Source organism: Nocardioides insulae DSM 17944, assembly GCF_000422825.1.
GTDB classification, from domain to species: Bacteria; Actinomycetota; Actinomycetes; order Propionibacteriales; family Nocardioidaceae; genus Nocardioides; species Nocardioides insulae.
In genome coordinates, this window is sequence record NZ_AUGU01000016.1 from 36,597 (window position 1) to 60,922 (window position 24,326).

Genomic DNA, 24,326 nt, shown 5'->3' on the forward strand with positions numbered 1-24,326 from the left:
GCCGTTCGTGGTGGCGGAGGTAGGGGGATTCGAACCCCCGAGGGCGTTAACCCAACCCGCTTTCCAAGCGAGCGCCATAGGCCACTAGGCGATACCTCCGCGGAGGAGAGTACCCGCCGCCGCGGCCCGGCACGAAATCGGCCTGGGGTCCCGAGTGGGTGGCGTGCCGGCCCGGCGACCGTCGTTTGGGCGAGGTCGGGGCCTCCCCGTATGCTCTGGGGCAACCCCCCGTGTGGCGGCATCTCGCCCAACTCCCCCAGGGCCGGAAGGCAGCAAGGGTAAGTGAGCTCTGCCGGGTACACGGGGGGCCTTTTCATGTCCGGGGTACGACGGCCGGCGTCCGGACCGTGCTCGGGATCTGTGCGGGACCGGCCCATCGATTCTGTCGGTGGCCCTGGTTAGGGTTCTGACGTGGAGTCACCCCTCGCCTTGTATCGCCGCTACCGGCCCGAGACCTTCGCGGAGGTCATCGGCCAGGAGCACGTGACCGAGCCGCTGCGTGCCGCGCTGGCCAACAACCGGGTGAATCACGCCTATCTGTTCTCCGGGCCGCGGGGCTGCGGCAAGACCACCTCGGCGCGCATCCTGGCCCGGGCGCTCAACTGCGAGCAGGCGCCGACGGCGGATCCGTGCGGAGAGTGTCGGAGTTGCCGTGACCTCGCCCGCAACGGTGGCGGCTCGATCGACGTGATCGAGATCGACGCCGCCTCGCACGGTGGTGTCGATGACGCTCGCGACCTGCGGGAGAAGGCGTTCTTCGCCCCCGTGCAGAGCCGCTACAAGGTCTACATCATCGATGAGGCACACATGGTGACCACGCAGGGCTTCAACGCCCTGCTCAAGCTGGTCGAGGAGCCGCCCCCGCACCTGCGGTTCATCTTCGCCACCACCGAGCCGGAGAAGGTCATCCCCACGATCCGCTCCCGCACCCACCACTACCCGTTCCGGCTGATCCCGCCCAAGCTCCTGTCCGGTTACCTCTCCGAGCTGTGCCAGCGGGAGGGGGTGGCGATCGAGCCAGCGGCGTTGCCGATGGTCGTGCGTGCCGGCGGCGGTTCGGCGCGTGACACGCTCTCCGTGCTCGACCAGCTGATCGGCGGTGCCGGGGAGCAGGGGGTCACGCTCCCGCTCGCCACCGGCCTGCTGGGCTACACGCCGGACTCGCTGCTCGACGAGGTGGTCGACGCCTTCGCCGCCGGCGACGGTGCGGCCGTGTTCGGTGTGGTCGACAAGGTGATCGAGACCGGCCAGGATCCGCGTCGGTTCACCGAGGATCTGCTCCGCCGGCTCCGCGACCTGGTCATCGTCGCGGCCGTGCCCGACGCACCGGCCACCGGCCTGATCGACGTCGCCGAGGATCAGGCGGAGCGCCTGGTCGCCCAGGCGGCGCGGTTCGGCGTCACCGAGTTGAGCCGGGCCGCGGATCTGGTGGCCACCGGCCTCACCGAGATGCGCGGCGCCACCGCGCCCCGGCTGTTGCTGGAGCTGGTCTGCGCCCGGGTGTTGCTGCCCGCCGCCGATCACGGCACCCAGGGGCTGGCGGCCCGGCTCGACCGGTTGGAAAACCGGTTGGCCGTCACCGGCGTCCCCACCTCTGCACCTGCCGCTGCTCCCGCGGCGCCCGCCCAGGATCGTCCCTTCTCCCAGCGTGCGCTCGGCGCGGGGGCGGAGCCAGCGTCCGTGCCGCCGCGATCGGCCCCGCAGCCACCGCATGCGCAGCAGCCACCGGGAGCGCCGCAGACACCGGGAGCCCCGCAGCCGAGCACGCAGCACGGTCCGGAGCAGTCACAGCCGCAGTCACAGCCGCAGTCACAGCCCCAGCCGCAGCCGCAGTCGCAGCCGCAGTCGCAGTACGCGGAGCCGGCGGGCCAGGCAGCGGTGGATCCCGTCCAGCCCGAGCCGGCGGCCCCTGCCGCGCCCGAGCAGGAGGCCCCCGCCACGCCCGAACCCCCCGCATCCGCGACCGCGCCGGCACAGGGCGGGCTCACCCTGGTCGACGTCCGCCGGGTGTGGCCCGACATCGTCGAGAAGGTCAAGCACCGCCGCCGCCTCGCGTGGATCCAGCTCTCCCAGCACGGACAGGTGGTCGGTCTCTCCGAGCGGACCCTCTCGGTCGGGTTCAACAACAAGGGGGCACGGGAGTCGTTCGTCAACTCCGGCTGCGACGAGGTCCTGCGGCAGGCGGTGATCGACGTACTGGGGGCGGACTGGCGGATCGAGGCGATCGTCGACCCGGGCGCCACCGCCGATCCGGGACAGACCTCGCCGGGCGGGTCCGGGCCGAGGCCGTCACACCCCGCCCCCGCGGGTGATCGGCCTGCGGGTGACAGCTCGCCCATGGCCGCTTCGGAGTCGCCGGCACCGCAGGTTGAGGAAGATCGGCCTCCGTCCGACCCCACCGCTTCGCCGGGTGCGACCGCCGGGCCCGGGGGATCTTCCCCGTCCGCCCCGACAGCCCAGCCCGATCCGTCAGCGCTGCGGTCGCCGCAACAGTCATCCCAGGAGTCTCCCGGCCAGCGCACGGATGTGACCCGCCGGGCCAGGGAGGCGATCCAGCAGACCCGTTCGGGTGGCCCCGGTTCGGACGGGGCCGCGACCCCGCCCGCCGCCGATCCCGACTCCTTCGCCAGGCACGACGACCTCGACGCCGAGCACGTCGAGATCAGCGGCGCAGAACTCTTGGAGAGGGAGCTCGGTGCACGGATGATCGAAGAGATCCCACACAATCCGTGACCGTCCCTGAGCCGACCGACCCGACCGTCCCGACACACCCGAGGTGAGCCAGATGAGCCAGAACCCCTTCGACGCCCTCGGTGGGGGCGGGTTCGATATCAATGCCCTGTTCCAGCAGGCCCAGGCCATGCAGGAGCAGTTGGTCAGTGCTCAGGAGAAGCTCGCCGAGAGCACCGTGGAGGGCACCGTCGCCGGTGGAGCGGTGACCGTCCGGCTCTCCGGCACGGGGGAGCTGGAGGCGGTCGAGATCAAGCGGGGGGAGTTCGACGGGGGAGACCCCGACGACCTGGCCGATCTCGGTGACATGATCGTCGCCGCCTACCGCGACGCCAAGGCCCAGGCCGACGCGCTGGCCGGGCAGTCGCTCGGTCCCCTGGCGGGGGGTCTGGGTGGGCTCGGCGACCTGGCTGGGGGACTCCCTGGTGGCGCCGGTGGTGCCGGTGGTGCCGGTGGTCCGGAGGGTGGCGGCGGCCCCCAGAGCGGCGGCGAGGCAGGATCACCGCGCGGATTCGGGTTCTGATCGATCAGGCACGCCCCGACCGGGGCGCGCACGCATGGCGCCGGGCACGGCGTCGGGAAGCAGGAGACAGGTGTACGAAGGCGTCGTCCAGGACCTCATCGACGAGCTCGGCCGACTGCCGGGTGTGGGGCCGAAGAGCGCACAGCGGATCGCGTTCCATCTGCTGCAGTCCGACCCTGCCGACGTACGCCGGCTGGCCGAGATCCTGGTGCAGGTCAAGGACCGGGTGAAGTTCTGCAGCGTGTGTTTCAACGTCTCCGAGGAGGAGACCTGCCGCATCTGCCGTGATCCGCGGCGCGACCCGACGGTGCTGTGCGTGGTCGAGGAGTACAAGGACGTCGTTGCGATCGAGCGCACCCGCGAGTTCCGTGGCCGCTATCACGTCCTTGGTGGTGCGATCTCTCCGATCGACGGGGTGGGCCCGGAGCAGCTGCGCATCCGTGAGCTGCTGCAGCGGCTCTCCGACGGCACCCTCACCGAGATCATCCTCGCCACCGACCCCAACCTCGAGGGCGAGGCGACCGCGACCTATCTCACCCGACAACTCACCCCGCTGGGGTTGCGCGTGACGCGGCTGGCGAGTGGACTGCCGGTAGGCGGTGACCTCGAGTACGCCGACGAGGTCACCTTGGGGCGGGCTTTCGTGGGAAGGCGGGCGGCGGAATGATCCAGACAGCGAGCGGGGCGGCCCCCGGCGGGGTGGACCCTCAGACGGCGGACTTCGCCGAGCAGATCGCCGATCAGGTCGAGAGCTTCCTGCTCGCCCTCAGGGCGGTGGCCCAGGAGGGTGATGGTGGTCGAGCGATCTCGCTACTACTGCTCGAGGTGAGCCAGGTGTTGCTGGCCGGCGCACGACTCGGCGCCCAGAGCGACTTCGAGCCGCGCCAGGAGTATCAGCCCGATGTGGGCCCCGAGGCCGACGTCGACGAGCTCCGGCTTCGGCTCGCCACGATGCTCGGCCCGGTCGACACCTACAGCTTCGTCTTCGACCCCTACGTCCCGGAGGTCGTCGACAGCCAGCTCTCCGACGACCTGTCCGCGATCGCGACCGACCTGGAGAACGGGCTGCGCCACTACCGCTCCGGCAACGTCGACGAAGCGCTGTGGTGGTGGCAGTTCTCCTACGTCTCCTCGTGGGGCAATCTCGCCGGGGCGGTGCTCAACGCGCTGCTCACCGTGGTGGCACACGACCGGCTCGACAGCGAGGTCCCCGGCGAGGGTGACCAGCTCGCGGTTGCGGACGAGATCCTCGCCGACGACCCGACCACCTAGGCACGCCCGGGACGAGCCCGCGGGCCGGGCAGCGTTCGGAGCGGTCAAGCGCCTGGCGGGCGTGTCGTTGATCACCACCGCCGGTGCGGTGAGATATGGGGTCGCGGGCTTCCGGTCCGCCGGTAGACTTCATGGCTGGTCGAGCCTGGTCCGGCGTACGCCGAAGGCCACGACCGCGCCCTTGCACGCTCACACCCTGAGGACACCCACGTGGGAATCGTCGTCCAGAAGTACGGAGGCTCCTCCGTCGCCGATGCGGCCGGCATCAAGCGCGTCGCCCAACGGATCGTCAACACCAAGAAGCAGGGCCACGACGTCGTCGTGGTCGTCTCCGCGATGGGTGACACGACCGACGAGCTGCGCGACCTGGCTCAGCAGGTGACGCCGCTGCCCCCGCCGCGTGAGCTCGACATGCTCCTGACCGCCGGCGAGCGGATGTCGATGGCGCTGGTCGCGATGGCGATCCAGCGCCTCGGCCACGAGGCCCGCTCCTACACCGGCTCGCAGGCGGGTGTGATCACCGACGCGGTGCACGGCAAGGCCAAGATCATCGACATCCGGCCGGGCCGGATCCAGGAGGCGCTGGGCGACGGCGCGATCGCCATCGTCGCCGGCTTCCAGGGTGTCTCGCACGACACCAAGGAGGTCACCACGCTGGGCCGCGGCGCCTCCGACACCACCGCCGTCGCGCTGGCCGCCGCCCTCGGTGCCGAGGTCTGCGAGATCTACAGCGACGTCGACGGTGTCTTCACCGCCGACCCCCGGATGGTGCCCACGGCCCGCAAGCTCGAGAGGGTCTCCACCGAGGAGATGCTCGAGATGGCCGCCTCGGGCGCCAAGATCCTTCATCTGCGGTGCGTGGAGTACGCCCGCCGCTACGACATGCCCATCCACGTGCGGTCGTCGTTCTCCAATCTGGAGGGCACGTGGATCATCCCCGACAACCACCCAGGAGCACAGGACATGGAGCAGGCGATCATCTCCGGCGTCGCCCACGACCGGTCGGAGGCCAAGATCACCGTCGTCGGCGTCCCCGACAAGGTCGGTGAGGCCGCGCGGATCTTCGAGACCCTGGCCCAGGCCGAGGTCAACATCGACATGGTGGTGCAGAACATCTCCGCGGCCACCACCGCGCTGACCGACATCTCCTTCACCCTGCCGCGGGCGGACGGGCAGGCCGCGATGGCAGCGCTCGCCCGGATCCAGAGCGAGGTCGGCTACGACAAGCTGCTCTTCGACGATCAGGTCGGCAAGGTCTCGCTCATCGGTGCGGGCATGCGCTCGCACCCCGGTGTGACCGCCAAGTTCTTCTCCGCCCTGGCCAGCGCCGGGGTCAACATCGGGATGATCTCGACGTCCGAGATCCGGATCTCGGTGACCGTCGACGAGGCCCAGATCGAGACCGCCGTCCAGGCCGTCCACGCCGCCTTCGACCTCGACGCCGATGAGGTCGAGGCCGTCGTCTACGGAGGTACCGGACGATGAACGCACAGCGCCCCGTCAACATCGGCATCGTCGGCGCCACCGGCCAGGTCGGCGTAGCGATGCGCCAGATCCTCGCCGAGCGGGACTTCCCCGTCGGGGAGATCCGGTTCTTCTCCTCGCCCCGCTCGGCCGGCAAGGTGCTCGAGTACGCCGGGCGTCAGGTCACCGTCGAGAATGCCGAGACCGCCGATCCTGCCGGGCTGGACATCGCGCTCTTCTCCGCGGGTGCGACCGCTTCCCGTGCGCTGGCCCCGAAGTTCGCCGAGGCCGGCGTGATCGTGATCGACAACTCCTCCGCGTTCCGCAAGGATCCGGCCATCCCGCTGGTCGTCTCCGAGGTCAACCCCGAGGCGATGCAGCCGGTGATCGAGGCCGGTCGCGGCATCGTCGCCAACCCCAACTGCACCACCATGGCCGCCATGCCGGTGCTCAAGCCGCTGCACGAGGCGGCGGGCCTCGAGCGTCTGATCGTCTCCTCCTACCAGGCGGTCTCGGGTTCGGGTATCGCCGGTGTGGACGAACTGGCCGAGGGCGTCGCCGCCGCGGGTGAGAAGTCCCGCGAACTGGCCTACGACGGCGAGGCCGTGAGCTTCCCCGAGCCGAACAAGTACGTCGCGCCGATCGCGTTCAACGTGCTGCCGCTGGCCGGCTCGATCGTGGACGACGGGCTCAACGAGACCGACGAGGAGCAGAAGCTTCGCAACGAGTCCCGCAAGATCCTCGGCCTTCCGGAGCTGAAGGTCTCCGGCATCTGCGTGCGGGTCCCGGTCTTCACCGGGCACTCGCTGGCGGTCAACGCCGAGTTCGGTGCCGAGATGACCCCGGCGCGCGCGCAGGAGCTGCTCCGCGACGCCCCCGGGGTGGAGCTCCGCGACGTCCCCACGCCGCTGCACGCCGCCGGCAAGGACCCGTCCTACGTCGGCCGGTTCCGGCAGGACCCCGGCGTCGAGGGCAACCGTGGGCTCGCGCTGTTCATCAGCAACGACAACCTGCGCAAGGGCGCGGCGCTCAACACCGTGCAGCTCGCGGAGATCGTCGCCGCACAGCTGTGAAGCGCTGACGCAGAAGCGTCGTAGAGGGCCCCGGCGTGCGCCGGGGCCCTCTGTCGTGCTGCCCGGTTCCTCGGTGCTCCCACGGCCATCAACGTGCCGTCACCGACCCGACTGAGGCTCGCCGTGCCGGCTCAACCGGCTGGCCTGGCGTACCCGCCGTACCGATCGTGTCGGCGCCGGTCGTGTGTGGCCCTGTTGGCCCGGAGGCCCGATTCGACGGTCCGGGAGGGTCGATTCGACGGGGCCCGGGAAGGGCGACCCGACGGGCCTGGGAGGCCCGATCACCTGGGAAAAGGGCGAGGCCCCCGCGGCGGGGATACCGCCGCGGGGGCCTCATCAAATGGTCGGGGTGACAGGATTTGAACCTGCGGCCTCTTCGTCCCGAACGAAGCGCGCTACCAAGCTGCGCCACACCCCGATCCGTGTTCCCAGGGAACCTGGGCTCACAGAACAGGGAGCATAGCGGAGCGGTCCGGCTGAGTCGTAATCGGGGGGTTAGGCCACCAGGGCGGCCTCGACCCCGGCCTGCGGCACCAGGGTGAGCAGGGTGGCCTCGGGGCGACAGGCGACCCGGAGCCGGACGTACGGCGAGGTGCCGAGCCCCGCCGAGACGTGCAGCCAGGAGGAACCTGGCTCGCCGGGAAGGGAGCCTGCCGGGTGTCGGTGCAGACCTCGGGCGCGGGCTGGCTCGAGGTCGCAGTTGGTGGTCAGGGCGCGGCCACCGGGAAGGCAGACCTGGCCGCCGTGGGTGTGCCCTGCGATCACCGCGTCGTAGCCGTCCCGGGCGAAGGCGTCCAAGACCCGCAGGTACGGCGCATGCGCGACGCCCAGCCGGACGTCGGCGTGCGGGTCGGCGGGCCCGGCCACCGCGTCCAGGCGGTCGAGGGAGAGGTGCGGGTCGTCGACGCCGGCGAACGCGAACCGGAGCCCGGCGACCTCCAGGGTGCCGGTGGTGTTGGTGAGATCCAGCCAGCCGGAGTGGGTCAGCATCCGTTTCAGCGCCTCCCACGGCAGTTGGGGGCGGTGCGTGGCGCGGTGACCGTCGTCGGGCAGCAGGTAGCGCAGGGGGTTGCGCAGGCTCGGCTCGAAGTAGTCGTTCGAACCGAGCACGAACACCCCCGGCCGGTCCAACAGACCCCCCAGCGCGTCGGCGAGCGGTCCGACCGCGTTGCGGTGCGCGAGGTTGTCGCCGGTGTTGATCACCAGGTCGGGCCGCAGCGCCGACAGCTCATTGAGCCAGGCCTGCTTGCGCACCTGGCCCGGCGTCAGGTGCAGGTCGCTGAGGTGCAGCACCCTCACCGGGTCGGCGCCAGGGGGCAACAACGGCACCGTGACCTGCCGCAACGTGTACTGCCGGGCCTCCCAGGCGGCGTATGCCGTGAGGGCGGCCCCGCCGAGCATTCCTGCGGCGCCCAGACCGCCGGCAATCCGAGTGAGCCGCATGGGGCAAGGCTGCCACAATGTCCTTCATGAGCAACCTCAAGGATCGTGTCCGCACCGACCTCACCGCCGCGATGAAGGCGCGTGATGAGGTGCGCTCCTCGACGCTGCGGATGGTGCTTGCGGCGATCACCAACGCCGAGGTGGCGGGTACGAGCGCGCGCGAGTTGAGCGACGACGACGTGATCGGCGTCCTCTCCTCCGAGGCCAAGAAGCGCCGCGAGGCCGCCACCGCGTTCGCCGACGGTGGACGTCCGGAGCAGGCCGCCCGGGAGCAGGCCGAGGCCGCGGTGATCGCCGACTACCTCCCCGCCCAGCTCAGCGAGGCAGAGGTCGCCGAGATCGTCTCCGCCGCGATCAGCGAGACCGGGGCCGCCGGGGAGGGGATGAAGGCGATGGGCAAGGTCATGGGCAAGGTCCAGCCCCAGGTCAAGGGCCGCGCCGACGGCTCCCTGGTCGCCGCCGAGGTACGGCGCCAGTTGGGCTGAGAAGAGTCGGGGCTGCACGCATCACCGGTCGTCCGGTGAGCGGCGCCCTCCCGGAAAGCAGCGACCCAGGCCGCGCACCGACCGCCCGATAGGGGGCGGTGGGGGAAGCAGCCGGTCGGCCCGTGGAGTCGGCTGAGGTGGGGGATTCCGACGACGGTCGGGGCCGCACGGGTTGGGTCGCGCCGAGGGCGTCCGAACCCGTGCGACCCTGGGGTCGCGAGCTGACCCTCGGCTCAGTTGTCTCCCCAGCCCCAGTCGCCCCAGTCGGAGCTGTCGTTGCTGGGCGGGGTGTCACCGCCACCGTTGTTCCGGCCGTTGTCACCGCCGTTGCCCCGATTACCGCCGTTGCCGCCGTTGCCGCTCTTCTTCTTGTCGGGCTTGGGCGGCGGGGGTGCCGCACCGGCGGAGGGGTGGATGGTGACCAGGCTGCCCTTGGAGGCGCTGCTGCTCGGGTAGGTGTAGCTGACCGTGCCGTACGCCGCGGAGCTGTAGGTCGAGGAGCCGACCTGCACGGTGAAGCCGAGCCCGCGCAGGGTCTTGGTAGCGCTGTCCACGCTCTGGCCGGACAGGCTCGGGATGCCGACCACGTCGCCGGTGACCACAGACTGTGGCGGCGCCACGAAAGCGACGGGGTCCAGGTCGTCGTCGACCGCGTGCATCGCGTCCGCCCACATGGGTCCGGCGAAGCCCGAGCCGGAGGCGCTGGGCCGGTAGACGCCGCCCACGACCTGGCCCCCGAGGGCGAGCGGGCTGCCCTCGGAGTTGGCGCCGGCGATCATCGCGGCGGTGGCGATCTCCGGGGTGTAGCCCATGTACCAGACCGACTTGCCGTCCTGGGTGGTACCGGTCTTGCCGCCCGACGGGATGGTCGTGCCCTGGGCGTTGGTCAGGCCGGTGCCACCCAGGTCGTAGCCGAAGCCACCGGGCTCCTGGAGGCCACGCAGGACGTCGTTGACACCGTCGGCGGTGCTCTGTGACATCACCTGGTCGCAGTCGGTGGAGTACTTGCGGATCGTGGTGCCGTTGGCGTCCTCGATCTCGGTCACCGGCCGGGAGGAGCAGTGCTCACCGCGGGCACCGAAGGTCGCGTAGGCCTCCGCCATCTCCAGGGGGCTGACGTTCACCACGCCCAGGGTGAAGGACGGGATCCGCTCCCAGCCGCCGCCGCTCTCGGTGCCGTTGGGCTGGTCGAGCTCGAGCCCCATCGAGGTGGCCAGGTTGAACGGGTCGCAGACGCCGGTCTTCCGGATCAGTTCGGCGAAGAAGGTGTTCACCGACTCGCGCGTGGCGGTGTACATGTTCTTCACACCGCTGGTCGTGGAGTTGCCCACCGTCCAGGTGCCCGCGAAGTTCGGCTCGCCCTGGCAGTTGCTGAAGTCGGAGAGGTTGAAGGTCCGCGACTGGGGGGCGTTGATCGTGGTGTTGAGCCCGAAGCCCTGGCTCACGGCGGCAGCGAGGGTGAACGCCTTGAACGTCGAGCCGGCCTGGAACCCGGCGGAGTCGCCGTACTGCTGGGGCACCACGTAGTTGAGGTAGGTCTCGCCTGCGTCCTTGTTGTTGCCCATCGGCCGCGACTGAGCGATCGCGAGCACGTTGCCGGTGCCCGGCTCGACCTCCGCGATCGCCCCGATCGCGCTGTCAGTGGGGTAGACGTGGCCCGCGACGGCCGCGTCGGCAGCCCGCTGTGCCTTCATGTCTACCGTGGTGCGGATGGTCAGGCCGCCGGACTTGAGCCGGTTGCTCCGCTCCTCGACGGTGTCGCCGAGGCGGGTGTCCTTGAGCAGCCACTGCACGACGTAGTCGCAGAAGAACGGGGTGGTGGAGTTGACGCAGCCGTTGGTGGGCTTGGAGGTGTTGAGGTTGAGCTTGGTGGCCTTGGCCTGCTCCGCCTCGGGCTTGGTGATGACCTTCAGTTGGGCCATCCGGTCGAGGACGACGTTGCGCCGCTGGAGCGCGCGGTCGGGGAAGTTGGTGGGGTCGTAGCCGGTGGGGTTCTTGACCAGCCCGGCCAGCATGGCTGCCTGGGGGAGGGTGAGCTTGTCCGCGTTGACCTTGAAGTAGGTGCGCGCAGCCGCCTGGACGCCGTACGCGCCGTCGCCGTAGTAGGCGGTGTTGAGGTAGCGCTCCAGGATCCAGTCCTTGGAGTGGTTCTCCTCCAGCGCGATCGCGTAGCGAAGCTCGCGCAGCTTCCGGGCGTAGGAATCCTCGGTGGCCGCGGCCATCGCCTGCTCGTCATCGTCGGCCTGGTCGATCAGCGTCATCTTGACCAGCTGCTGGGTGATCGACGAACCGCCCTGCACCACGCCGGAGTTGGCCTGATTGGTGACGAAGGCGCGCAGCGTGCCCCTCAGGTCGAGAGCGCCGTGCTGGTAGAAACGGTAGTCCTCGATCGCCACCTGCGACTCGACCATGGTGCGCGAGATCTTCGAGAGCGGCCGGTAGACCCGGTTCTCGTCGTACAGGGTCGTGATGAGCTTGCCGTCGGAGTCGAGGATGCGGGTGCGCTGTGCCAGCTCGCCGGTCTCCAGCTCCTGGGGCATCTTGTCGATGGTCTGCGCGGCGTTGCGGGCGTTGATGCCCAGCACCCCGGCGAAGGGGATCGCCAGGCCGGCGACCACCACCCCCATCACGACGGCGACGGCCAGCATCGCCCCGAGGTGTGTGAACACACGACGAGGTGGTAGACGGTCAGGAGCTGCCATGGCCTCAGGGTACGGGACAAGGTGAAGAACCCCCTGCTCGTCGCAGCCGTCCCGCGGACACGCTCGGGAGGGGCTGTGAGCAGGGTCATGGGATGGGCCGTCGATCGCGATCGGCACCCCTGCCCGAAGCGCTGGACTAGACCAGTCGGCGTGTTTACTTCCGACTGACGTGGACCATGGTCTAGGTTGATCCCGCCAAGCGGTGGGGGCTTGCGTCGTGGGGACGCAGCAAAGGTCCCACCTCAGGGAATTTGGGGACACAACGCAATGTGGGTGAACGACTGGACCCCCCAGGCGAAATGCCGGGCGGGGAGACCTGATGATCTGTTCGTGCAAGGTGCCGACCAGCACCGGGCCAAGGCGATCTGCCATGGCTGCCCGGTGCGGGCCGAGTGCCTCGCCGAAGCGCTCGACAACGGTATCGAGTGGGGCGTGTGGGGCGGCATGACCGAGCGAGAGCGACGCGCGCTGCTACGACAGCGCACGGTCGACTCCTGGAGCGCCCTCTTCCAGGAGGCGCAGCAGCGCTCGGGTGACCCGTTGGGCGGACGGCTGCCGTCGGCCGCTCAGGGGCTGCCGGATCCGCTCGCGCTCGCAGTGGGCTGACCGCGCCGACTGCTCGCCGACGGTCTGCTCGTCGGCCGTCGCCGCCAGGGCTCACTCGCGGGCGAGGAGTGCGCCGATCCGGCGTAGCCCGGTGAGGTCGTGGACGTCGCCGGCGAGAGCGGGTACGACGACCGTGGCCACGCCGGGGTGCGCCGCCGAGAACCGGTCGCGGAGCTGCTGCTCGCGACTGACCAGCCGGGCACGGTCGGCATGCAGCCGCAGCAGGCCCGCGGTGAGGTCGGCGTGCCCGTCCTCACCGCTGTCGGAGTCAGTGCTGGCCGAATCCGTGCTGGCCGAATCCGTGCTGGCCGGGTCGGGGTCCTCGGCGCGCAGCCGCTCGGCCGCGGCGAGAGCTGCCTCCGCGGAGAGCGATTCGGAGGGCGGCGTACCGGCCCGATTGACGATCAGGCCGGCCAGCGGCATGCCGTCGCCGGCGAGGCGCTCGACGAAGTAGGCGGCCTCGCGCAGGGCGTCGGGCTCGGGTGCGGCCACGACCAGGAACGCGGTGCCGCGCGCCTGCAGCAGGGCGTAGGTCTGCTGGGCCCGCTGCCGGAAGCCGCCGAAGACCGTGTCGAGCGCGGCGACGAAGGCCTGGACGTCGGCCAGCATCTGACCGCCGATGACCTTGGTCAGGGCGCCCGTGACCAGTGAGAACCCGGCGGAGAGCAGCCGCGCCGGACCGCGGGCGGGGGCGAGCATCAGCTTGATGAAGCGGCCGTCGAGGAAACTGGAGAGACGCTCGGGGGCGTCTAGGAAGTCCAGCGCTGACCGGGACGGCGGAGTGTCGACCACGATCAGGTCATGGCTGCCGCTCTGCTTGGCATCGCGGTGCAACTGGCCCAGCTTCTCCATCGCCATGTACTCCTGGGTGCCGGCGAAGGAGCTGGACAGCGCGATGTAGAAGGGGTTGGCGAGGATCTGGGCCGCCTTCTCCGGGCTGGCCTGTGCTTCGACGACCTCGTCGAAGGTCCGCTTCATGTCGAGCATCATCGCGTCGAGGCGCCCGGGCTCGTCGGGCTGATCGTCGGGCTGGTCTGTGCTGGAGGTTCCCTGTGGGCTCACCCCCACCACCGGCCGAGGCGTGTTGTCGAGTTCCTCGATGCCCATCGACTGGGCGAGCCGGCGGGCCGGGTCGATGGTGAGGACCACCACCCGGCGCCCCCGCTCGGCCGCCCGGAGCGCGAGCGCCGCCGCCGTGGTGGTCTTGCCCACGCCACCGGCGCCACAGCACACGATGATCCCGGTCTCCCGATCGTCGAGCAGGGCGTCGACGTCCAGCGCGGGCGAGCCGTGCGGGTGGGCGGCCAACGGGCCGACCCGAGGGTGCGTCCGGGGACGCGCGCGTGCGCTGCTCATGCCAGACCCTGCTCCTTCAAGGTGGCGGCGAGTTCGTAGAGGGCGCCCAGGTCGACCCCGCCCGGCAGCCGGGGCAGCTCGTAGGTGGGGGTGTCCAGGTCGCTCAGCAGCCGGTGCTGGGTGCTCTCCAGAGCGCGTCGCTCGGCGTGGTCGGCGGCCTCGGCCAACAGCCCGTCGAGCAGTTCGTCGTCGGCGTCGACGCCGACCCGGGTGAGGTCCTTGGCGATCACGGTGCGGTCGAGGGTGCCGGCCCGCGCCGCCGCCAACTGCTCGGGAGGCAGATCGCGCGGACGCAGCTGATTGATGATCACGCCGCCCACGGGAAGCCGGGCGGCCCGCAGCTCGGCGATCCCGTCGGTGGTCTCCTGGACCGGCATCTCCTCGCAGATCGTGACCAGGTGGACCGCGGTCCGGGGCGACCGGAACAGGGTCATCATGGTGTCGGCCTGGCTCTTGATCGGGCCCATCCTGGCCAGCCCGGCCACCTGCTCGCTCACGTTGAGGAACTGGGTGATCCGACCGGTGGGTGGCGCGTCGAGCACGACGGCGTCGTACTGTCGCGCCCCCTTGTTGCGACTGTTGCGGCGTACGGCCTCGAAGACCTTGCCGGTCAGCAGGACGTCCCGGACGCCGGGCGCGATGGTGGTGGCGAACTCGATCACCCCGAACCGGTCCAGGGCCCGGCCCGCCCGGCCGAGCTTGTAGTACATCGCGAGGTACTCCAGCAGCGCCGCCTCGGGATCGATGTTGAGGGCGTGGACGCTGCCCGGCTGCTCGCCGTCGTGCACCAACCCGGTGGCGATCCGGGTCTCGTCGTAGGGGAGCGGGTCGACGTCGAACATCCGGGCGATCCCCTGCCGGCCCTCCACCTCGCACAGCAGCACGCACTGTCCCTGGCTGGCCAGGCCGAGCGCCAGGGCCGCCGCGACGGTGGACTTGCCTGTGCCGCCCTTGCCGGTGACCACGTGCAGCTGCACCCGCGGCCAGTCCCGGCTCCCCGACGGCGTACTCATGCTCCGACCCTACCGAGCAGGCGGGGGATGGTCCTCGGTTCCGGCGAGCGAGGTGGGCGTGAGCGCCGCCGAGCGGGTGCCCGACGCCCACCACTCGCATCTCAGTCCAGGGTGAGTCCCGCGGCGGGCGTGACCCGGGCGGCCCGCCGAGCAGGCAGTACGGCGGCCAGCAGCCCGGCGAGCATCGCCACGCCGAGCGCGGCTCCCAGCGGCAGCCAGGGCAAGGACAGCGGTGCGGATCGGACCGCCGGCTCGACCATGACCTGTAGCCCCACCCAGGCGAACCCGATGCCCAGGACCGTACCCATCGCGGTGGCCACCAGGGCGAGCAGAAGGCCCTCGAAGCCGAGCATCCGGCGCAGCTCCGATCGAGTCAGACCGAGGGCGCGGAGCAGGGCGTTCTCGCGGGTTCGCTCCAGCACGGAGAGACCGAGTGTGTTGGCGATCCCGACGAGCGCGATCACGATCCCCACGCCGAGCAGCCCGACGCTCGCCCAGGCCAGGACGTCCAGTTGCAGGTCCACCCAGGCACGACGAGAGAAGCCGTCGACCACCTCGAGGGTCGGTGCTCCGGCCACCGCGGACACGTCCGAGGCCAGCGACCCGGCGTCGGCCCCGTCCTCGGCCCCGACCCAGACGGCGTACGGCGCGCTCCGGCCGCCCAGGTCGGCGAGGGTGGCCGGGGCGACCAGCGCCGCGGTTCCCCAGCCCGCTCCCCGGGTCACGCGCAGGTCGGCGTGCCGCCCGGCGACGCTCACCGTCACCGTGTCGGGGGCGTCCTGGAGCAGTAAGTAGGGCAGCGCGATGGTGCCCGGCGCGGGAGCGAGGGCATCGCGGACCACCCCGTCGACGTGCTCGGGGGCCAGCAGGGTGACCTCCGTGTCGGCGATCCGGCCCACGGTGCCATGGACCGCGACCGCCTCGGCCACACCGTCGACGGACTCGAGCCGGTCGGGCAGATCCTGGGGCAGGGGCGTCGCGCCGGTGAGGGCGAGATCGATCGGATGCTCGGTGTCCATCTCCGAGGCGAGCGAGTCTCGGGTGGACTGCAACCCGGTGAGTACGGCCGCGGTGAGGGTGACTCCGACCAGCAGGGCCGCGGTCGTCGCCGCGGTGCGTCGCGGGTTGCGGACGGCGTTCGCGGCCGCGATTCGCCCCGGGACGCCCAGGGCCCTCCCCGCGACCCGCCCGACCATCGCGATGAGCGGTGGGACCAGGACCGGTCCGAGGGTGAGGACGCCGAGGAAGCAGACGGTTCCGCCGGCCGCCATCAGCGGCGTCCGGGTGGCGGCGATCGACCAGCCGAGGACCGCCAGCCCGCCGGTCACCAGCACGATCCCGAGCGCTACCCGGACCCGGCCGGCCGTCGTACGTGCCGAGGCCGAGTCGTCTGGACGCAGCGCGGCCAGCGGGCTGACCCGCAGCACCTGCCGGGTCGGGTACCACGCGGCGGCCATCGTGGTCAGGAGCCCGGCGATGAAGGCGCCGGTGGCCCAGACCGGGGAGAGATCCGCGGCGCCGAGCGGCGCCGATGCGAAGGCGGAGCGGACGCCGGCGATCAGCGCCAGACCCAGTCCTGCGCCGCCCAGCACCCCCACCAGGGATCCGCCGACCCCCAGCAGCAGCGACTCCACGCGCACCGATCCTCGGATCTGCCCCGGGGTGGCGCCCAGGCAACGGAGCAGGGCGAAGTCGTGGCGACGCTGGGCGAAGAGGATGGCGAAGGTGTTGGCGATGACCAGCACGGCAACGAACAGTGCCACCCCCGCGAAGAGCAGGACCATCATCGCGACCGCGTCGACCTCGTTGTTGATCTCGGTGAGCAGATTGTTCACGAACCGGTCGGGGGGCACCGCCTCGACTCCCTCCGGCAGGGCGGGGGCCTCGCCGAGCAGGGCCACGGCGGTGACGCTCACCTGATCGCCGAAGCGGGCCAGGTCCGGCCAGGTGAGGTAGAGCGGCGAACCGTCGAGAGTCGAGGGCGAGGACGCCGTACCGACCACCCGCACCTCCACCGCCGTGGGGCGCGAACCCACGGTGAGGACGTCACCCACCGCGACGTGCTGGTCCGCCGCTGCCTCGGTGTCCACCAGCGCCTCACCGGCTCCGCGTGGCCAACGGCCGTCGTCCAAGTCCTGCCAGCGAAGCGTCGGTACGGTGCTGACCGAACCGACCGAGATCTCCTCGCCGAGCTGCCGCCCGTCGGTGCCCACCGGCTGTTGGACGAAGGCCATCGGCGTGGCCCGGTCGCCGGCCTCCGCCATCATCCGGTGGGCCACGTCGACCCCCGGTTGCGCGACCACCGAGTCGGCGCTCGCGTACGGCGCCTCCACCCCGGCCGCCAGCCCGTTGCGCGCCGAGGAGGCCAGCAGGCCGGTGACCACCACGAACGCGACGCCCGTGGCGATCGCCAGTGCCGCCGCGACGTAGCGCCGCGAGTAGCTGCGCAGGCTCGCCCACACGAGCGTGCGCATCACACCCCCACCCCGGCCGCGACCCGACCGTCACTCATCAGCACCACGTGATCGGCGTACGCCGCGGCCGAGTCCTCGTGGGTCACCATCACCACCGTGCGACCCAGTTCGCGCACGGTGGAGCGCAGGTGGGCGAGTACCTCGGCCGAGGACCCGCTGTCCAGGTTGCCGGTCGGCTCGTCGGCGAAGATCAGGTCCGGCTCGGTGATCAGGGCTCGGGCGATCGCCACCCGCTGTTGCTGCCCGCCGGAGAGCTCGGCCGGCCGGTGACCGAGGCGCCGCTCGATGCCGAGGATCTCCGCGATCTCCGCGGCACGGCTGCGCGCTGCCGGGTCGATCCGGCGGCCGGCGAGTTCGAGGGGGAGCAGGATGTTCTGCCCGGCGGTGAGCATCGGGAGCAGGTTGAACGCCTGGAACACGAACCCCAGTCGGTCCCTGCGGAAGCGGGTCAACCGGTCGTCGTCGAGCCCGGTGAGGGTGGTGCCGGCCACGGTCACCTCGCCTGCGGTGGGCCGGTCCAGGCCGGCCAGACAGTGCATCAGCGTGGACTTGCCGGAGCCGGAGGCGCCCATCACTGCGGTGAACCGTCCCGCCGGGATCTCCAGGTCCACCTCCCGTAGGGCATGCACCGCGGTCTCACCGCGGCCGTAGGTCTTGCTGAGTCCGCGGGCCCGGGCAGCGGGCATGGCCGTGGACCGGTTCTCGGGGGGCGTGTCGGTGGGAGTGGAAGGAGGCATCGTCATGCGCCTCAGCGTGGTCGGCGACGAGCGCGGATCCATCGGACCGTGGTCGGAACCGTGGTCCCTCCGGAGGAGGACCTGCTGCCACACTGTCGGGCGTGGACACTCCGGAGCAGGTGCACACCTTTCGCGTCGTACCGCCAGAGCAGCGGCCGCGACGTCGGCGTCGTACCGCCCGGGTGGTGCTGGTCGACGACCTGGACCGGGTGCTCCTGTTCGCCGACACCGACCCGGGGCTGCCCGGCAGCGGCTGGTGGATGACCCCCGGCGGCGGCATCGACCCCGGTGAGACCGAGCGCGCGGCCGCGGTGCGGGAACTGGAGGAGGAGACCGGTGTCGTCGTCGACGAGGCCGATCTCCACGGTCCGCTGATGGTGCGCCGCGTGGTGCACGGCTACACCGACGTCGTGATCGACCAGCGGGACGTGTTCTTCGCCTGCTGGGTCCCGGCCTTCGACGTCTCCACCGACGGACACACCCACGAGGAGACGGTGAGCCTGGCCGGACACCGCTGGTGGACCCGTGCCGACCTCGCCGCCACCCTGGAGGAGGTGTGGCCGGCCGACCTGCTGCCCCTGTGGGAGGAGGCCGACGTACGCCGCCGCCGGGCCGCCGCCGGAGCACCGCCCCTCCCGCCCCTGGAGGGTGGCTCGGTCGAGGAGTCCACCGTTCCCGGCTGAGGGTCGCCGTGGCGGGGTCCCAGGCGTCACTTCAGTCCCACGACCTGGCTGGAAGGTGCGCTTTCTGGGTGTGACACGCCCGGGAATGCGAACTTTTCGCCGGTTAACCGGGGATGCGTCCAGGCCTCACGGCCGCCCCGCCAACCCGGCCTCGTAGGCGAGCACGATGAGCTGAGCGCGGTCGCGACTGCCGGTCTTGGCCAGGATCCGGCCTAGGTGGGTCTTGACGGTCGCCTCGCCGAGGAAGAGTTCGGCAGCGATCTCGGCGTTGGTGAGGGCCCGGCCGACGAGGATGAGCACGTCGCGCTCGCGGTCGGTGAGGTCGGCCAGGCGGCGGTCCTCACCCTCGGAGGGGACGGGCAGCGATCCGGCGACATGGGCCAGCAGCCGGCGGGTGGCGCTGGGGGCGACGACGGCGTCGCCGGCGTGGACGGTGCGGATCGCGGCCAGCAGTTCCTCCGGCGGGGCGTCCTTGAGCAGGAATCCCGCGGCACCGGCGCGGATCGCGGAGAAGACGTATTCGTCCAGGTCGAAGGTGGTGAGCACCAGGACGCGCGCGGAGTGGCCGCGCTCGGAGAGCAGGCGGGCGGTCTCGACGCCGTCGAGGCGGGGCATCCGAACGTCCATCAGGACGACGTCCGCGCGGGTCACGGCGAGCAGTTCGAGGGCGGCCAGCCCGTCACCGGCCTCCCCGACGACGGCCAGGTCGGGTTGGCTCTCCACCAGCATGCGGAATCCCGCGCGGACCATCGCCTGGTCGTCGACGAGGAAGACGCGGATGGGGTCGGGGGCGGCGTTCACAACGGCATCCTGGCCCAGACCCGGAAGCCCCCGCCGGGCAGCGGGCCGACGTCCAGCCGGCCACCTCGTGCGTCCACGCGCTCGCGCATGCCGATCAGACCGAGGCCGTGTTCCTCGCTGGCCGCCGCCGCACCACGGCCGTCGTCCACGACATCGACCTCGACCGAGTCCGGATGCACGACGACGCGCACCCACGCCCGAGCCCCCGGCCCGGCGTGCCGACGGATGTTGTTGAGCGCCTCCTGCACGATCCGGTACGACGCCAGCCCGGCCCCGCCCGGGACCGGGCCGGTGCTCTGGCGGGCGAGTTCGTCCGGGTCGGGCAAGTCCGCGGACACCGGCGTACCGGCCTGCCGGGCCTCCTCGACCAGGTGGCCCAGGTCGGCCAAGCTGGGCTGGGGCGAGACTCCGGCGTCCGTGTCGCGCAGGACGCCGAGCAGGCGGCGCATCTCTCGGAGCGCCTCGCGGCCGGTGGCCGCGATCGTGGTGAGTGCCCGCTGGGCGGCGTCGGGGTCGGTGCCGGCGGCGTACCGTCCGCCATCGGCCTGCACGATGACCACGGAGAGTCCATGGGCGACGACGTCGTGCATCTCGCGCGCGATCCTGGCCCGTTCGTCCGCGGCGGCCAGCGCGACCCGCTGCTCGGCGGAGCGGAGCTGCTGCTCGTGTCGTGCCTCCAGCGACGCGATGTAGGCCTGGCGGGTGCGGGCCAGGGTGCCCAACGCCCAGGCGGCCAGGACGATGGTGCCGATCGTGACGGTGTAACTGGCGACCCCCTCGCCACTGAGCGCGGCCAGCGCGGACAGCCAGGTGACCGAGGCGACCAGCGCGCCGACGAGCCCGACGGTGAGAGCGGCCAAGCCCGCCGCAGTGGTCGCGAACCGGGCCACCGAGTAGACCGCGATCGGGAAGGCCACCTGACCCCACACCGGGACGGTGACGACCGTCGCCTGGAGCGCTGAGGCGCCGGCGATGACCGCGAAGACCGCAACGGGATGGCGGCGGCGCCAGTAGAGGGGGATCACTTCGACGAGGGAGAACAGAGCCGCGACCCAGCCCAGCGCGGGCATCGCCAGCACAGGCACGAGCAACACACTCGCCAGCGCGACGTCGAACCAGCGCCGGCCGCGCTCGTCGAGCTGCCAGGGCTGGCGCCGTACCTCCACGCCCCTCACCGTAGACGGAACGGCGGGCCGGTGAGGTCCGACCCGGGACGGACCCGGATCCTCCTGCGGTGGGACGGGTGCCACCGGGAACCGGTTCTCGTTAGGGTGCGGGCATGACCAAGTGGGAGTACCAGGTGGCGCCGATCCTCAATCACGTCGCGGCGCAGATCCTCAACAATTTCGGCCAGGACGGCTGGGAGCTCGTCGCCATCACCGACAACGGCTCGGGCAACCTGGTCGGCTACTTCAAGCGGCCCGCCGAATGAACACCCCATTCGAATGCTCGCTCCGCTCCGCTTCGAACGGGGACCCCGCATGAGCACCCCCGCAATCACCCCGGAGGAGCGCCTGGCCGAGCTCGGGCTGAACGTCCCGGAGGTGGCGGCCCCGGTGGCCGCCTATCAGCCCGCCGTGCGCAGCGGCAACTACGTCTACACCTCCGGTCAGCTCCCGATCAGCGAGGGGAAGCTGCTCACGACCGGCAAGGTCGGTGACGCGGTCACCCCCGAGCAGGCCTACGAGTGCGCGCGGCAGTGCGCGCTCAACGCCCTGGCTGCGGTCAAGTCCCAGATCGGCGACCTCGGCGCCGTCAAGCGGGTTGTGAAGGTGGTCGCCTTCGTCGCGTCCACCACCGAGTTCACCGGTCAGCCCGGCGTCGCCAACGGCGCCTCGGAGCTGTTGGGTGCGGTTTTCGGCGAGGCGGGGCAGCACGCCCGGTCCGCCGTCGGTGTGCCGGTGCTGCCGCTGGACGCACCGGTCGAGGTCGAACTGATCGTGGAGGTCTGATGCGCATCCCCATCCCGCCCGTGAGCATGCCCGCCGAGACAGTCGCCAAGGCGGCCGAGTACGCCGAGGGCCGGCTCACGCCCGCGGAGCCGCGCAACGCGGCCACGGTGATCCTGATGCGGCCGGGCACCACCGGTCCGGAGGTCTACCTGCTCCGCCGGCAACGCACGATGGCCTTCGCGGCCGGGATGTGCGTGTTCCCGGGCGGCGGGGTCGACCCGCGCGACAGCGACCACTCGGTCGCGTGGGCCGGGCCGAGCCCGGAGCAGTGGGCTGCCCAGCTGGGCTGCACCACCCTGGAGGCCCGAGCGCTGGTGTGCGCCGCCGTACGGGAGACGTTCGAGGAGTCCGGCGTGCTGTTGGCCGGTACGTCGGCCGACACGGTCGTCAGCGACGTGTCGGGTGAGGACTGGGAGGCCGACCGGCAGGCCCTCGAGTCGCGCGAGCTGTCGCTGACCGACTTCCTCGATCGGCGCGGGCTCGTGCTGCGCACCGACCTGCTCGGTGCGTGGGAGGCGTGGACCACCCCGGTCATGGAGCCGAAGCGCTACCGCACCTGGTTCTTCGTCGCGGAGCTTCCCGAGGGACAGCTGACCCGCGACGTCTCCACCGAGTCCACCGAGGTGCTGTGGCTGGGCGCCGGCGAGGCGCTGGACCGGGTGGAAGCCGGTGAACTGGCGATGATGCCGCCGACGTACCTGAACTGTCTCGAGATCGCCCAGTTCGGCTCGCCGGCCGAAGCCCTCGCCGCTGCCGGTGGACGCAGCATCGAGATGTTCACCCCCGAGATCGAACCGGTCGACGACGGCCACGCGCTGACCATGCTGCCGGTCCACCGCACCCTTCTGGAGGCTCGTGGCCGTGTCTGACACCGACCCGGCAGCGGCCTGGAGCGGCGGCCGGTTCGGCGCCCTGGCCGAGTGCGTGCTCGCCGACAACGCCGGCCCGATCACGCTGGACGGCACCAACACCTGGATCCTGCGCGCCCCCGACTCCGAGGACTCCGTGGTGATCGACCCCGGTCCACTCGAGACGGCCCATCTCGAGCGGGTCGCCGAGCGTGCCGGACACGTGACCGCGGTGCTGCTCACCCACGGCCACCTCGATCACTCCGAGGGCGCTCGCGCGTTCGCCGACCGGGTCGGTTGCGGCGTACGTGCGCTCGACCCGACGCACCAGTACGGCTCCGAAGGGCTCGGCGACGGCGACGTGATCGGCCTCGGTGACCACGAGGTGCGCGTGGTCGGTACGCCGGGCCACACCAGCGACTCACTCTCCTTCTGGGTGCCCTCCGACGGCGCGATCCTCACCGGCGACACCGTGCTCGGGCGTGGCACCACCGTGGTGGCCCACCCCGACGGCGCGCTCGGGGCCTACCTGGACTCACTGGACCGGTTGCACGCGCTGGCCGCCGAGCACGAGGCGGTGGAGATCTGGCCCGGTCACGGTCCGGTCATCGCCGACGCCCTGGCCGCCCTCGACTACTACCTGGCCCACCGCAAGCAGCGGCTCGAGCAGGTGGCCGCGGCGCTGCCGCAGATCCCGGAGGACACCCCGGCCGAGGAGTTGCCGCGCGCCGTGGTGGAGCGGGTGTACGCCGACGTCGACCGGGTCCTGTGGGGAGCCGCGGAGATGTCGGTCCGCGCCCAGATCGCCTACCTCCAGGCGCGCTGACCCGGGACGGGACCGCGGTCAGCGCGCCTGGAGGGCTTCGAGCGCCGCGATCTTGCTGTCCGCGCGGTAGCCGCCCGGCACGCCCTCCACCAGGGTGGTCATCGAGCGGGAGTGTTCGGTGCGCAGGGCGAGGATGTCCTGGTAGCCGGGGGAGTCGTACCACGCCCGAGCGGCCTCGCCGTCGGGGAACTCGAGGATCACCAGGTCGCCGTCCCACTGACCCTCGAGGGGCTCCAGCCGGCCGCCGTGGACCAGGAAGCGTCCGCCGTACGGCGCCAGGGTGGCGTCGATCCGGCGCAGGTACTCCGCGATCGCCTCGCCGAATTCCACGTCGCGGAGGTAGGCGACGGCGTACGCGGGTGTCTTGGTGGTGTTCATGATGGTCTCCTTCATCGGGTGATGTGACCCGAGGATCACACCGCGGTCCGGGTCACGGCGTCGATGACCCCGCAGGTCATGGCGGCCCACGCGCGGGCTGGGTAGCTTCAGGCCATGACCCGCACCGCCGAGACCGCAGTCGGCCCGATGCTGCGCGACTGGAGGCAGCGCCGCCGGCTCTCTCAACTGGAGCTGGCCAGCCGCGCCGAGGTCTCGCCCCGTCACGTCAGCCGGGTGGAGGGCGGGCTGGTGAGCCCGACCAGCGGCATGATCCTCAGGCTCAGCGACCACCTCCGGGTGCCGCTGCGGGAGCAGAACCGGCTGCTGCTCGCCGGCGGGTATGCCCCTGCCCATCCCGACCTCGCGCTGGACTCACCGCCGATGGTCGAGGTGCACCACGCGCTGACCGACATCCTGACGGCCCATCTGCCGTGGCCGGCCCTCGTCGTCGACCGGCACTGGGAACTGGTCGACGCGAACGACGCCATCTACGCGCTGCTCGACGGCGTGGACGCCGACCTGCTCGAGCCGCCGGTGAACGTCGTCCGGCTCTCCGTCGACCCGCGCGGGCTGGCACCGCGGATCCTCAACCTGGACGAGTGGCGGGGTGCGCTCGCGCACCGGCTCGCACAGGAGTACGACCTGACGGCGGACCCGGAGCTGGCCGTGCTCATCGCCGACCTCCGCGCGAGCGGCCCGTGCCCCGCGCCGGCCGGGTCGGCGCTCGTCGTACCGTTCCGAGTGCGGGCGGGCGAGGGGATCCTCTCGTTCCTCTCCACCACGACGGTGTTCGGCACCGCCCGCGAGGTGACCCTCTCCGAACTCGCCATCGAGGCGTTCTACCCCGCCGACGCCGCCACCCGCGCGGCGCTGGCCGGTCCGGCGTCCCCGGTCTGACGCGCCCAGGTGCTGGGCCGCTTCGGCCGCGCGGATGAGGTGCGGGCCAACGGCCCACGAGGC

At 71.5% G+C, this 24,326-nt stretch carries 23 protein-coding genes, 2 tRNA genes and 1 other RNA gene; 15 read left to right on the top strand and 11 right to left on the bottom strand.

Annotated elements, in window-relative coordinates; translation table 11 throughout:
- Positions 1-11: 11 nt before the first annotated feature.
- Positions 12-99, bottom strand: a tRNA-Ser gene (locus G515_RS0108115).
- 123 nt (positions 100-222) lie between these two features.
- On the opposite strand from G515_RS0108115, the gene ffs reads away from it, so the two are divergent.
- The 7 genes from ffs to G515_RS0108145 all read left to right on the top strand — a co-directional run bounded on the left by ffs (position 223) and on the right by G515_RS0108145 (position 7,062).
- An RNA gene (gene ffs, locus G515_RS23040) (signal recognition particle sRNA small type) lies at positions 223-313 on the top strand.
- A 98-nt stretch (positions 314-411) separates the two neighbouring features.
- A complete protein-coding gene (locus G515_RS0108120) occupies positions 412-2,733 on the top strand; it encodes a DNA polymerase III subunit gamma and tau (protein ID WP_028659758.1) in 2,322 nt (773 codons plus the stop codon).
- Positions 2,734-2,785: 52 nt separating this feature from the next.
- Positions 2,786-3,253, top strand: coding sequence for a YbaB/EbfC family nucleoid-associated protein (locus tag G515_RS20195; protein WP_036554944.1), 468 nt, complete (start codon positions 2,786-2,788; stop codon positions 3,251-3,253).
- 70 nt (positions 3,254-3,323) lie between these two features.
- Positions 3,324-3,920, top strand: coding sequence for a recombination mediator RecR (gene recR, locus G515_RS0108130; protein WP_028659759.1), 597 nt, complete (start codon positions 3,324-3,326; stop codon positions 3,918-3,920).
- On the top strand, positions 3,917-4,525 hold the full coding sequence (locus tag G515_RS20200; RefSeq protein ID WP_051218020.1) for a DUF5063 domain-containing protein: 609 nt from the start codon (positions 3,917-3,919) through the stop codon (positions 4,523-4,525). Before recR ends, G515_RS20200 begins: the two co-directional genes overlap by 4 nt.
- 210 nt (positions 4,526-4,735) lie before the next feature.
- Positions 4,736-6,010 (top strand): aspartate kinase, encoded by a 1,275-nt coding sequence (locus G515_RS0108140; protein WP_028659760.1) that lies wholly within the window; start codon positions 4,736-4,738, stop codon positions 6,008-6,010.
- Positions 6,007-7,062 (top strand): aspartate-semialdehyde dehydrogenase, encoded by a 1,056-nt coding sequence (locus tag G515_RS0108145; RefSeq protein WP_028659761.1) that lies wholly within the window; start codon positions 6,007-6,009, stop codon positions 7,060-7,062. Before G515_RS0108140 ends, G515_RS0108145 begins: the two co-directional genes overlap by 4 nt.
- A 341-nt stretch (positions 7,063-7,403) precedes the next feature.
- Here the strand turns inward: G515_RS0108145 and G515_RS0108150 are convergent.
- Positions 7,404-7,480: transfer RNA gene (locus G515_RS0108150), tRNA-Pro, on the bottom strand.
- A gap of 77 nt (positions 7,481-7,557) precedes the next feature.
- Positions 7,558-8,505, bottom strand: a complete 948-nt coding sequence (locus G515_RS0108155; protein WP_028659762.1) for a metallophosphoesterase — start codon at positions 8,503-8,505, stop codon at positions 7,558-7,560.
- Between the two features lie 26 nt (positions 8,506-8,531).
- Here G515_RS0108155 and G515_RS0108160 point away from each other — a divergent pair, with 26 nt between their 5' ends.
- Entirely contained in the window at positions 8,532-8,990 is a 459-nt protein-coding gene (locus G515_RS0108160) for a GatB/YqeY domain-containing protein (protein ID WP_028659763.1), read from the top strand.
- A 233-nt stretch (positions 8,991-9,223) separates the two neighbouring features.
- On the opposite strand, the gene G515_RS20205 is transcribed toward G515_RS0108160, so the two are convergent.
- On the bottom strand, positions 9,224-11,659 hold the full coding sequence (locus tag G515_RS20205) for a penicillin-binding protein (protein WP_245565300.1): 2,436 nt from the start codon (positions 11,657-11,659) through the stop codon (positions 9,224-9,226).
- Between the two features lie 300 nt (positions 11,660-11,959).
- On the opposite strand from G515_RS20205, the gene G515_RS0108170 reads away from it, so the two are divergent.
- Complete coding sequence (locus tag G515_RS0108170; RefSeq protein WP_028659764.1) at positions 11,960-12,298, top strand: WhiB family transcriptional regulator; 339 nt, start codon at positions 11,960-11,962, stop codon at positions 12,296-12,298.
- A 51-nt stretch (positions 12,299-12,349) separates the two neighbouring features.
- Here G515_RS0108170 and bagB read toward each other — a convergent pair whose 3' ends face one another.
- From bagB to G515_RS20210, 4 genes are all read right to left on the bottom strand, one after another.
- Entirely contained in the window at positions 12,350-13,654 is a 1,305-nt protein-coding gene (gene bagB / locus G515_RS0108175; protein WP_028659765.1) for an ArsA family ATPase, read from the bottom strand.
- Complete coding sequence (bagA, locus tag G515_RS0108180; RefSeq protein ID WP_028659766.1) at positions 13,651-14,667, bottom strand: ATPase BagA; 1,017 nt, start codon at positions 14,665-14,667, stop codon at positions 13,651-13,653. The genes bagB and bagA overlap by 4 nt, the downstream gene beginning before the upstream one ends.
- 101 nt (positions 14,668-14,768) lie before the next feature.
- Positions 14,769-17,141, bottom strand: a complete 2,373-nt coding sequence (locus tag G515_RS0108185) for an ABC transporter permease (protein WP_028659767.1) — start codon at positions 17,139-17,141, stop codon at positions 14,769-14,771.
- The gene (locus G515_RS20210; protein ID WP_211220986.1) at positions 17,141-17,878 is read right to left on the bottom strand and encodes an ABC transporter ATP-binding protein; all 738 of its coding nucleotides are present in this window, start codon (positions 17,876-17,878) and stop codon (positions 17,141-17,143) included. Before G515_RS20210 ends, G515_RS0108185 begins: the two co-directional genes overlap by 1 nt.
- Before the next feature lie 101 nt (positions 17,879-17,979).
- Between G515_RS20210 and G515_RS0108195 the strand changes: the two genes are divergently transcribed.
- Entirely contained in the window at positions 17,980-18,561 is a 582-nt protein-coding gene (locus tag G515_RS0108195) for an NUDIX hydrolase (RefSeq protein WP_028659768.1), read from the top strand.
- A gap of 126 nt (positions 18,562-18,687) precedes the next feature.
- Here the strand turns inward: G515_RS0108195 and G515_RS0108200 are convergent, their stop codons facing one another.
- Positions 18,688-19,362: a response regulator gene (locus G515_RS0108200; RefSeq protein WP_028659769.1), complete on the bottom strand. Its 675-nt coding sequence runs from the start codon at positions 19,360-19,362 to the stop codon at positions 18,688-18,690.
- Complete coding sequence (locus G515_RS23595) at positions 19,359-20,528, bottom strand: sensor histidine kinase (protein WP_051218021.1); 1,170 nt, start codon at positions 20,526-20,528, stop codon at positions 19,359-19,361. Before G515_RS23595 ends, G515_RS0108200 begins: the two co-directional genes overlap by 4 nt.
- A gap of 113 nt (positions 20,529-20,641) precedes the next feature.
- On the opposite strand from G515_RS23595, the gene sp36 reads away from it, so the two are divergent.
- From sp36 to G515_RS0108225, 4 genes are read left to right on the top strand one after another with little or no spacing between them, the layout of a single operon-like run.
- Complete coding sequence (gene sp36, locus G515_RS23295; RefSeq protein ID WP_157571049.1) at positions 20,642-20,794, top strand: Sp36 family protein; 153 nt, start codon at positions 20,642-20,644, stop codon at positions 20,792-20,794.
- Between the two features lie 49 nt (positions 20,795-20,843).
- A complete protein-coding gene (locus G515_RS0108215; protein ID WP_028659770.1) occupies positions 20,844-21,314 on the top strand; it encodes a RidA family protein in 471 nt (156 codons plus the stop codon).
- On the top strand, positions 21,314-22,183 hold the full coding sequence (locus tag G515_RS20220) for an NUDIX hydrolase (RefSeq protein ID WP_051218022.1): 870 nt from the start codon (positions 21,314-21,316) through the stop codon (positions 22,181-22,183). The genes G515_RS0108215 and G515_RS20220 overlap by 1 nt, the downstream gene beginning before the upstream one ends.
- Positions 22,176-22,988, top strand: coding sequence for an MBL fold metallo-hydrolase (locus G515_RS0108225; RefSeq protein WP_028659771.1), 813 nt, complete (start codon positions 22,176-22,178; stop codon positions 22,986-22,988). Before G515_RS20220 ends, G515_RS0108225 begins: the two co-directional genes overlap by 8 nt.
- An 18-nt stretch (positions 22,989-23,006) precedes the next feature.
- Here the strand turns inward: G515_RS0108225 and G515_RS0108230 are convergent, their stop codons facing one another.
- Complete coding sequence (locus G515_RS0108230; RefSeq protein ID WP_036554952.1) at positions 23,007-23,366, bottom strand: DUF1330 domain-containing protein; 360 nt, start codon at positions 23,364-23,366, stop codon at positions 23,007-23,009.
- Between the two features lie 114 nt (positions 23,367-23,480).
- Here G515_RS0108230 and G515_RS0108235 point away from each other — a divergent pair, with 114 nt between their 5' ends.
- Positions 23,481-24,263, top strand: coding sequence for a helix-turn-helix domain-containing protein (locus tag G515_RS0108235; protein WP_028659773.1), 783 nt, complete (start codon positions 23,481-23,483; stop codon positions 24,261-24,263).
- Positions 24,264-24,326: the final 63 nt, after the last annotated feature.

Coding starts and splice junctions, on each gene's coding strand:
- G515_RS0108160 (WP_028659763.1), top strand. CDS start 8,532: ATGAGCAACCTCAAGGATCGTGTCCGCACCGACCTCACCGCCGCGATG.
- bagB (WP_028659765.1), bottom strand. CDS start 13,654: ATGAGCAGCGCACGCGCGCGTCCCCGGACGCACCCTCGGGTCGGCCCG.
- bagA (WP_028659766.1), bottom strand. CDS start 14,667: ATGAGTACGCCGTCGGGGAGCCGGGACTGGCCGCGGGTGCAGCTGCAC.
- sp36 (WP_157571049.1), top strand. CDS start 20,642: ATGACCAAGTGGGAGTACCAGGTGGCGCCGATCCTCAATCACGTCGCG.
- G515_RS0108185 (WP_028659767.1), bottom strand. CDS start 17,141: ATGCGCACGCTCGTGTGGGCGAGCCTGCGCAGCTACTCGCGGCGCTAC.
- G515_RS0108215 (WP_028659770.1), top strand. CDS start 20,844: ATGAGCACCCCCGCAATCACCCCGGAGGAGCGCCTGGCCGAGCTCGGG.
- G515_RS0108145 (WP_028659761.1), top strand. CDS start 6,007: ATGAACGCACAGCGCCCCGTCAACATCGGCATCGTCGGCGCCACCGGC.
- G515_RS0108170 (WP_028659764.1), top strand. CDS start 11,960: ATGTGGGTGAACGACTGGACCCCCCAGGCGAAATGCCGGGCGGGGAGA.
- G515_RS20220 (WP_051218022.1), top strand. CDS start 21,314: ATGCGCATCCCCATCCCGCCCGTGAGCATGCCCGCCGAGACAGTCGCC.
- G515_RS0108235 (WP_028659773.1), top strand. CDS start 23,481: ATGACCCGCACCGCCGAGACCGCAGTCGGCCCGATGCTGCGCGACTGG.
- G515_RS20200 (WP_051218020.1), top strand. CDS start 3,917: ATGATCCAGACAGCGAGCGGGGCGGCCCCCGGCGGGGTGGACCCTCAG.
- G515_RS0108155 (WP_028659762.1), bottom strand. CDS start 8,505: ATGCGGCTCACTCGGATTGCCGGCGGTCTGGGCGCCGCAGGAATGCTC.
- G515_RS20210 (WP_211220986.1), bottom strand. CDS start 17,878: ATGCCTCCTTCCACTCCCACCGACACGCCCCCCGAGAACCGGTCCACG.
- G515_RS0108230 (WP_036554952.1), bottom strand. CDS start 23,366: ATGAACACCACCAAGACACCCGCGTACGCCGTCGCCTACCTCCGCGAC.
- G515_RS20195 (WP_036554944.1), top strand. CDS start 2,786: ATGAGCCAGAACCCCTTCGACGCCCTCGGTGGGGGCGGGTTCGATATC.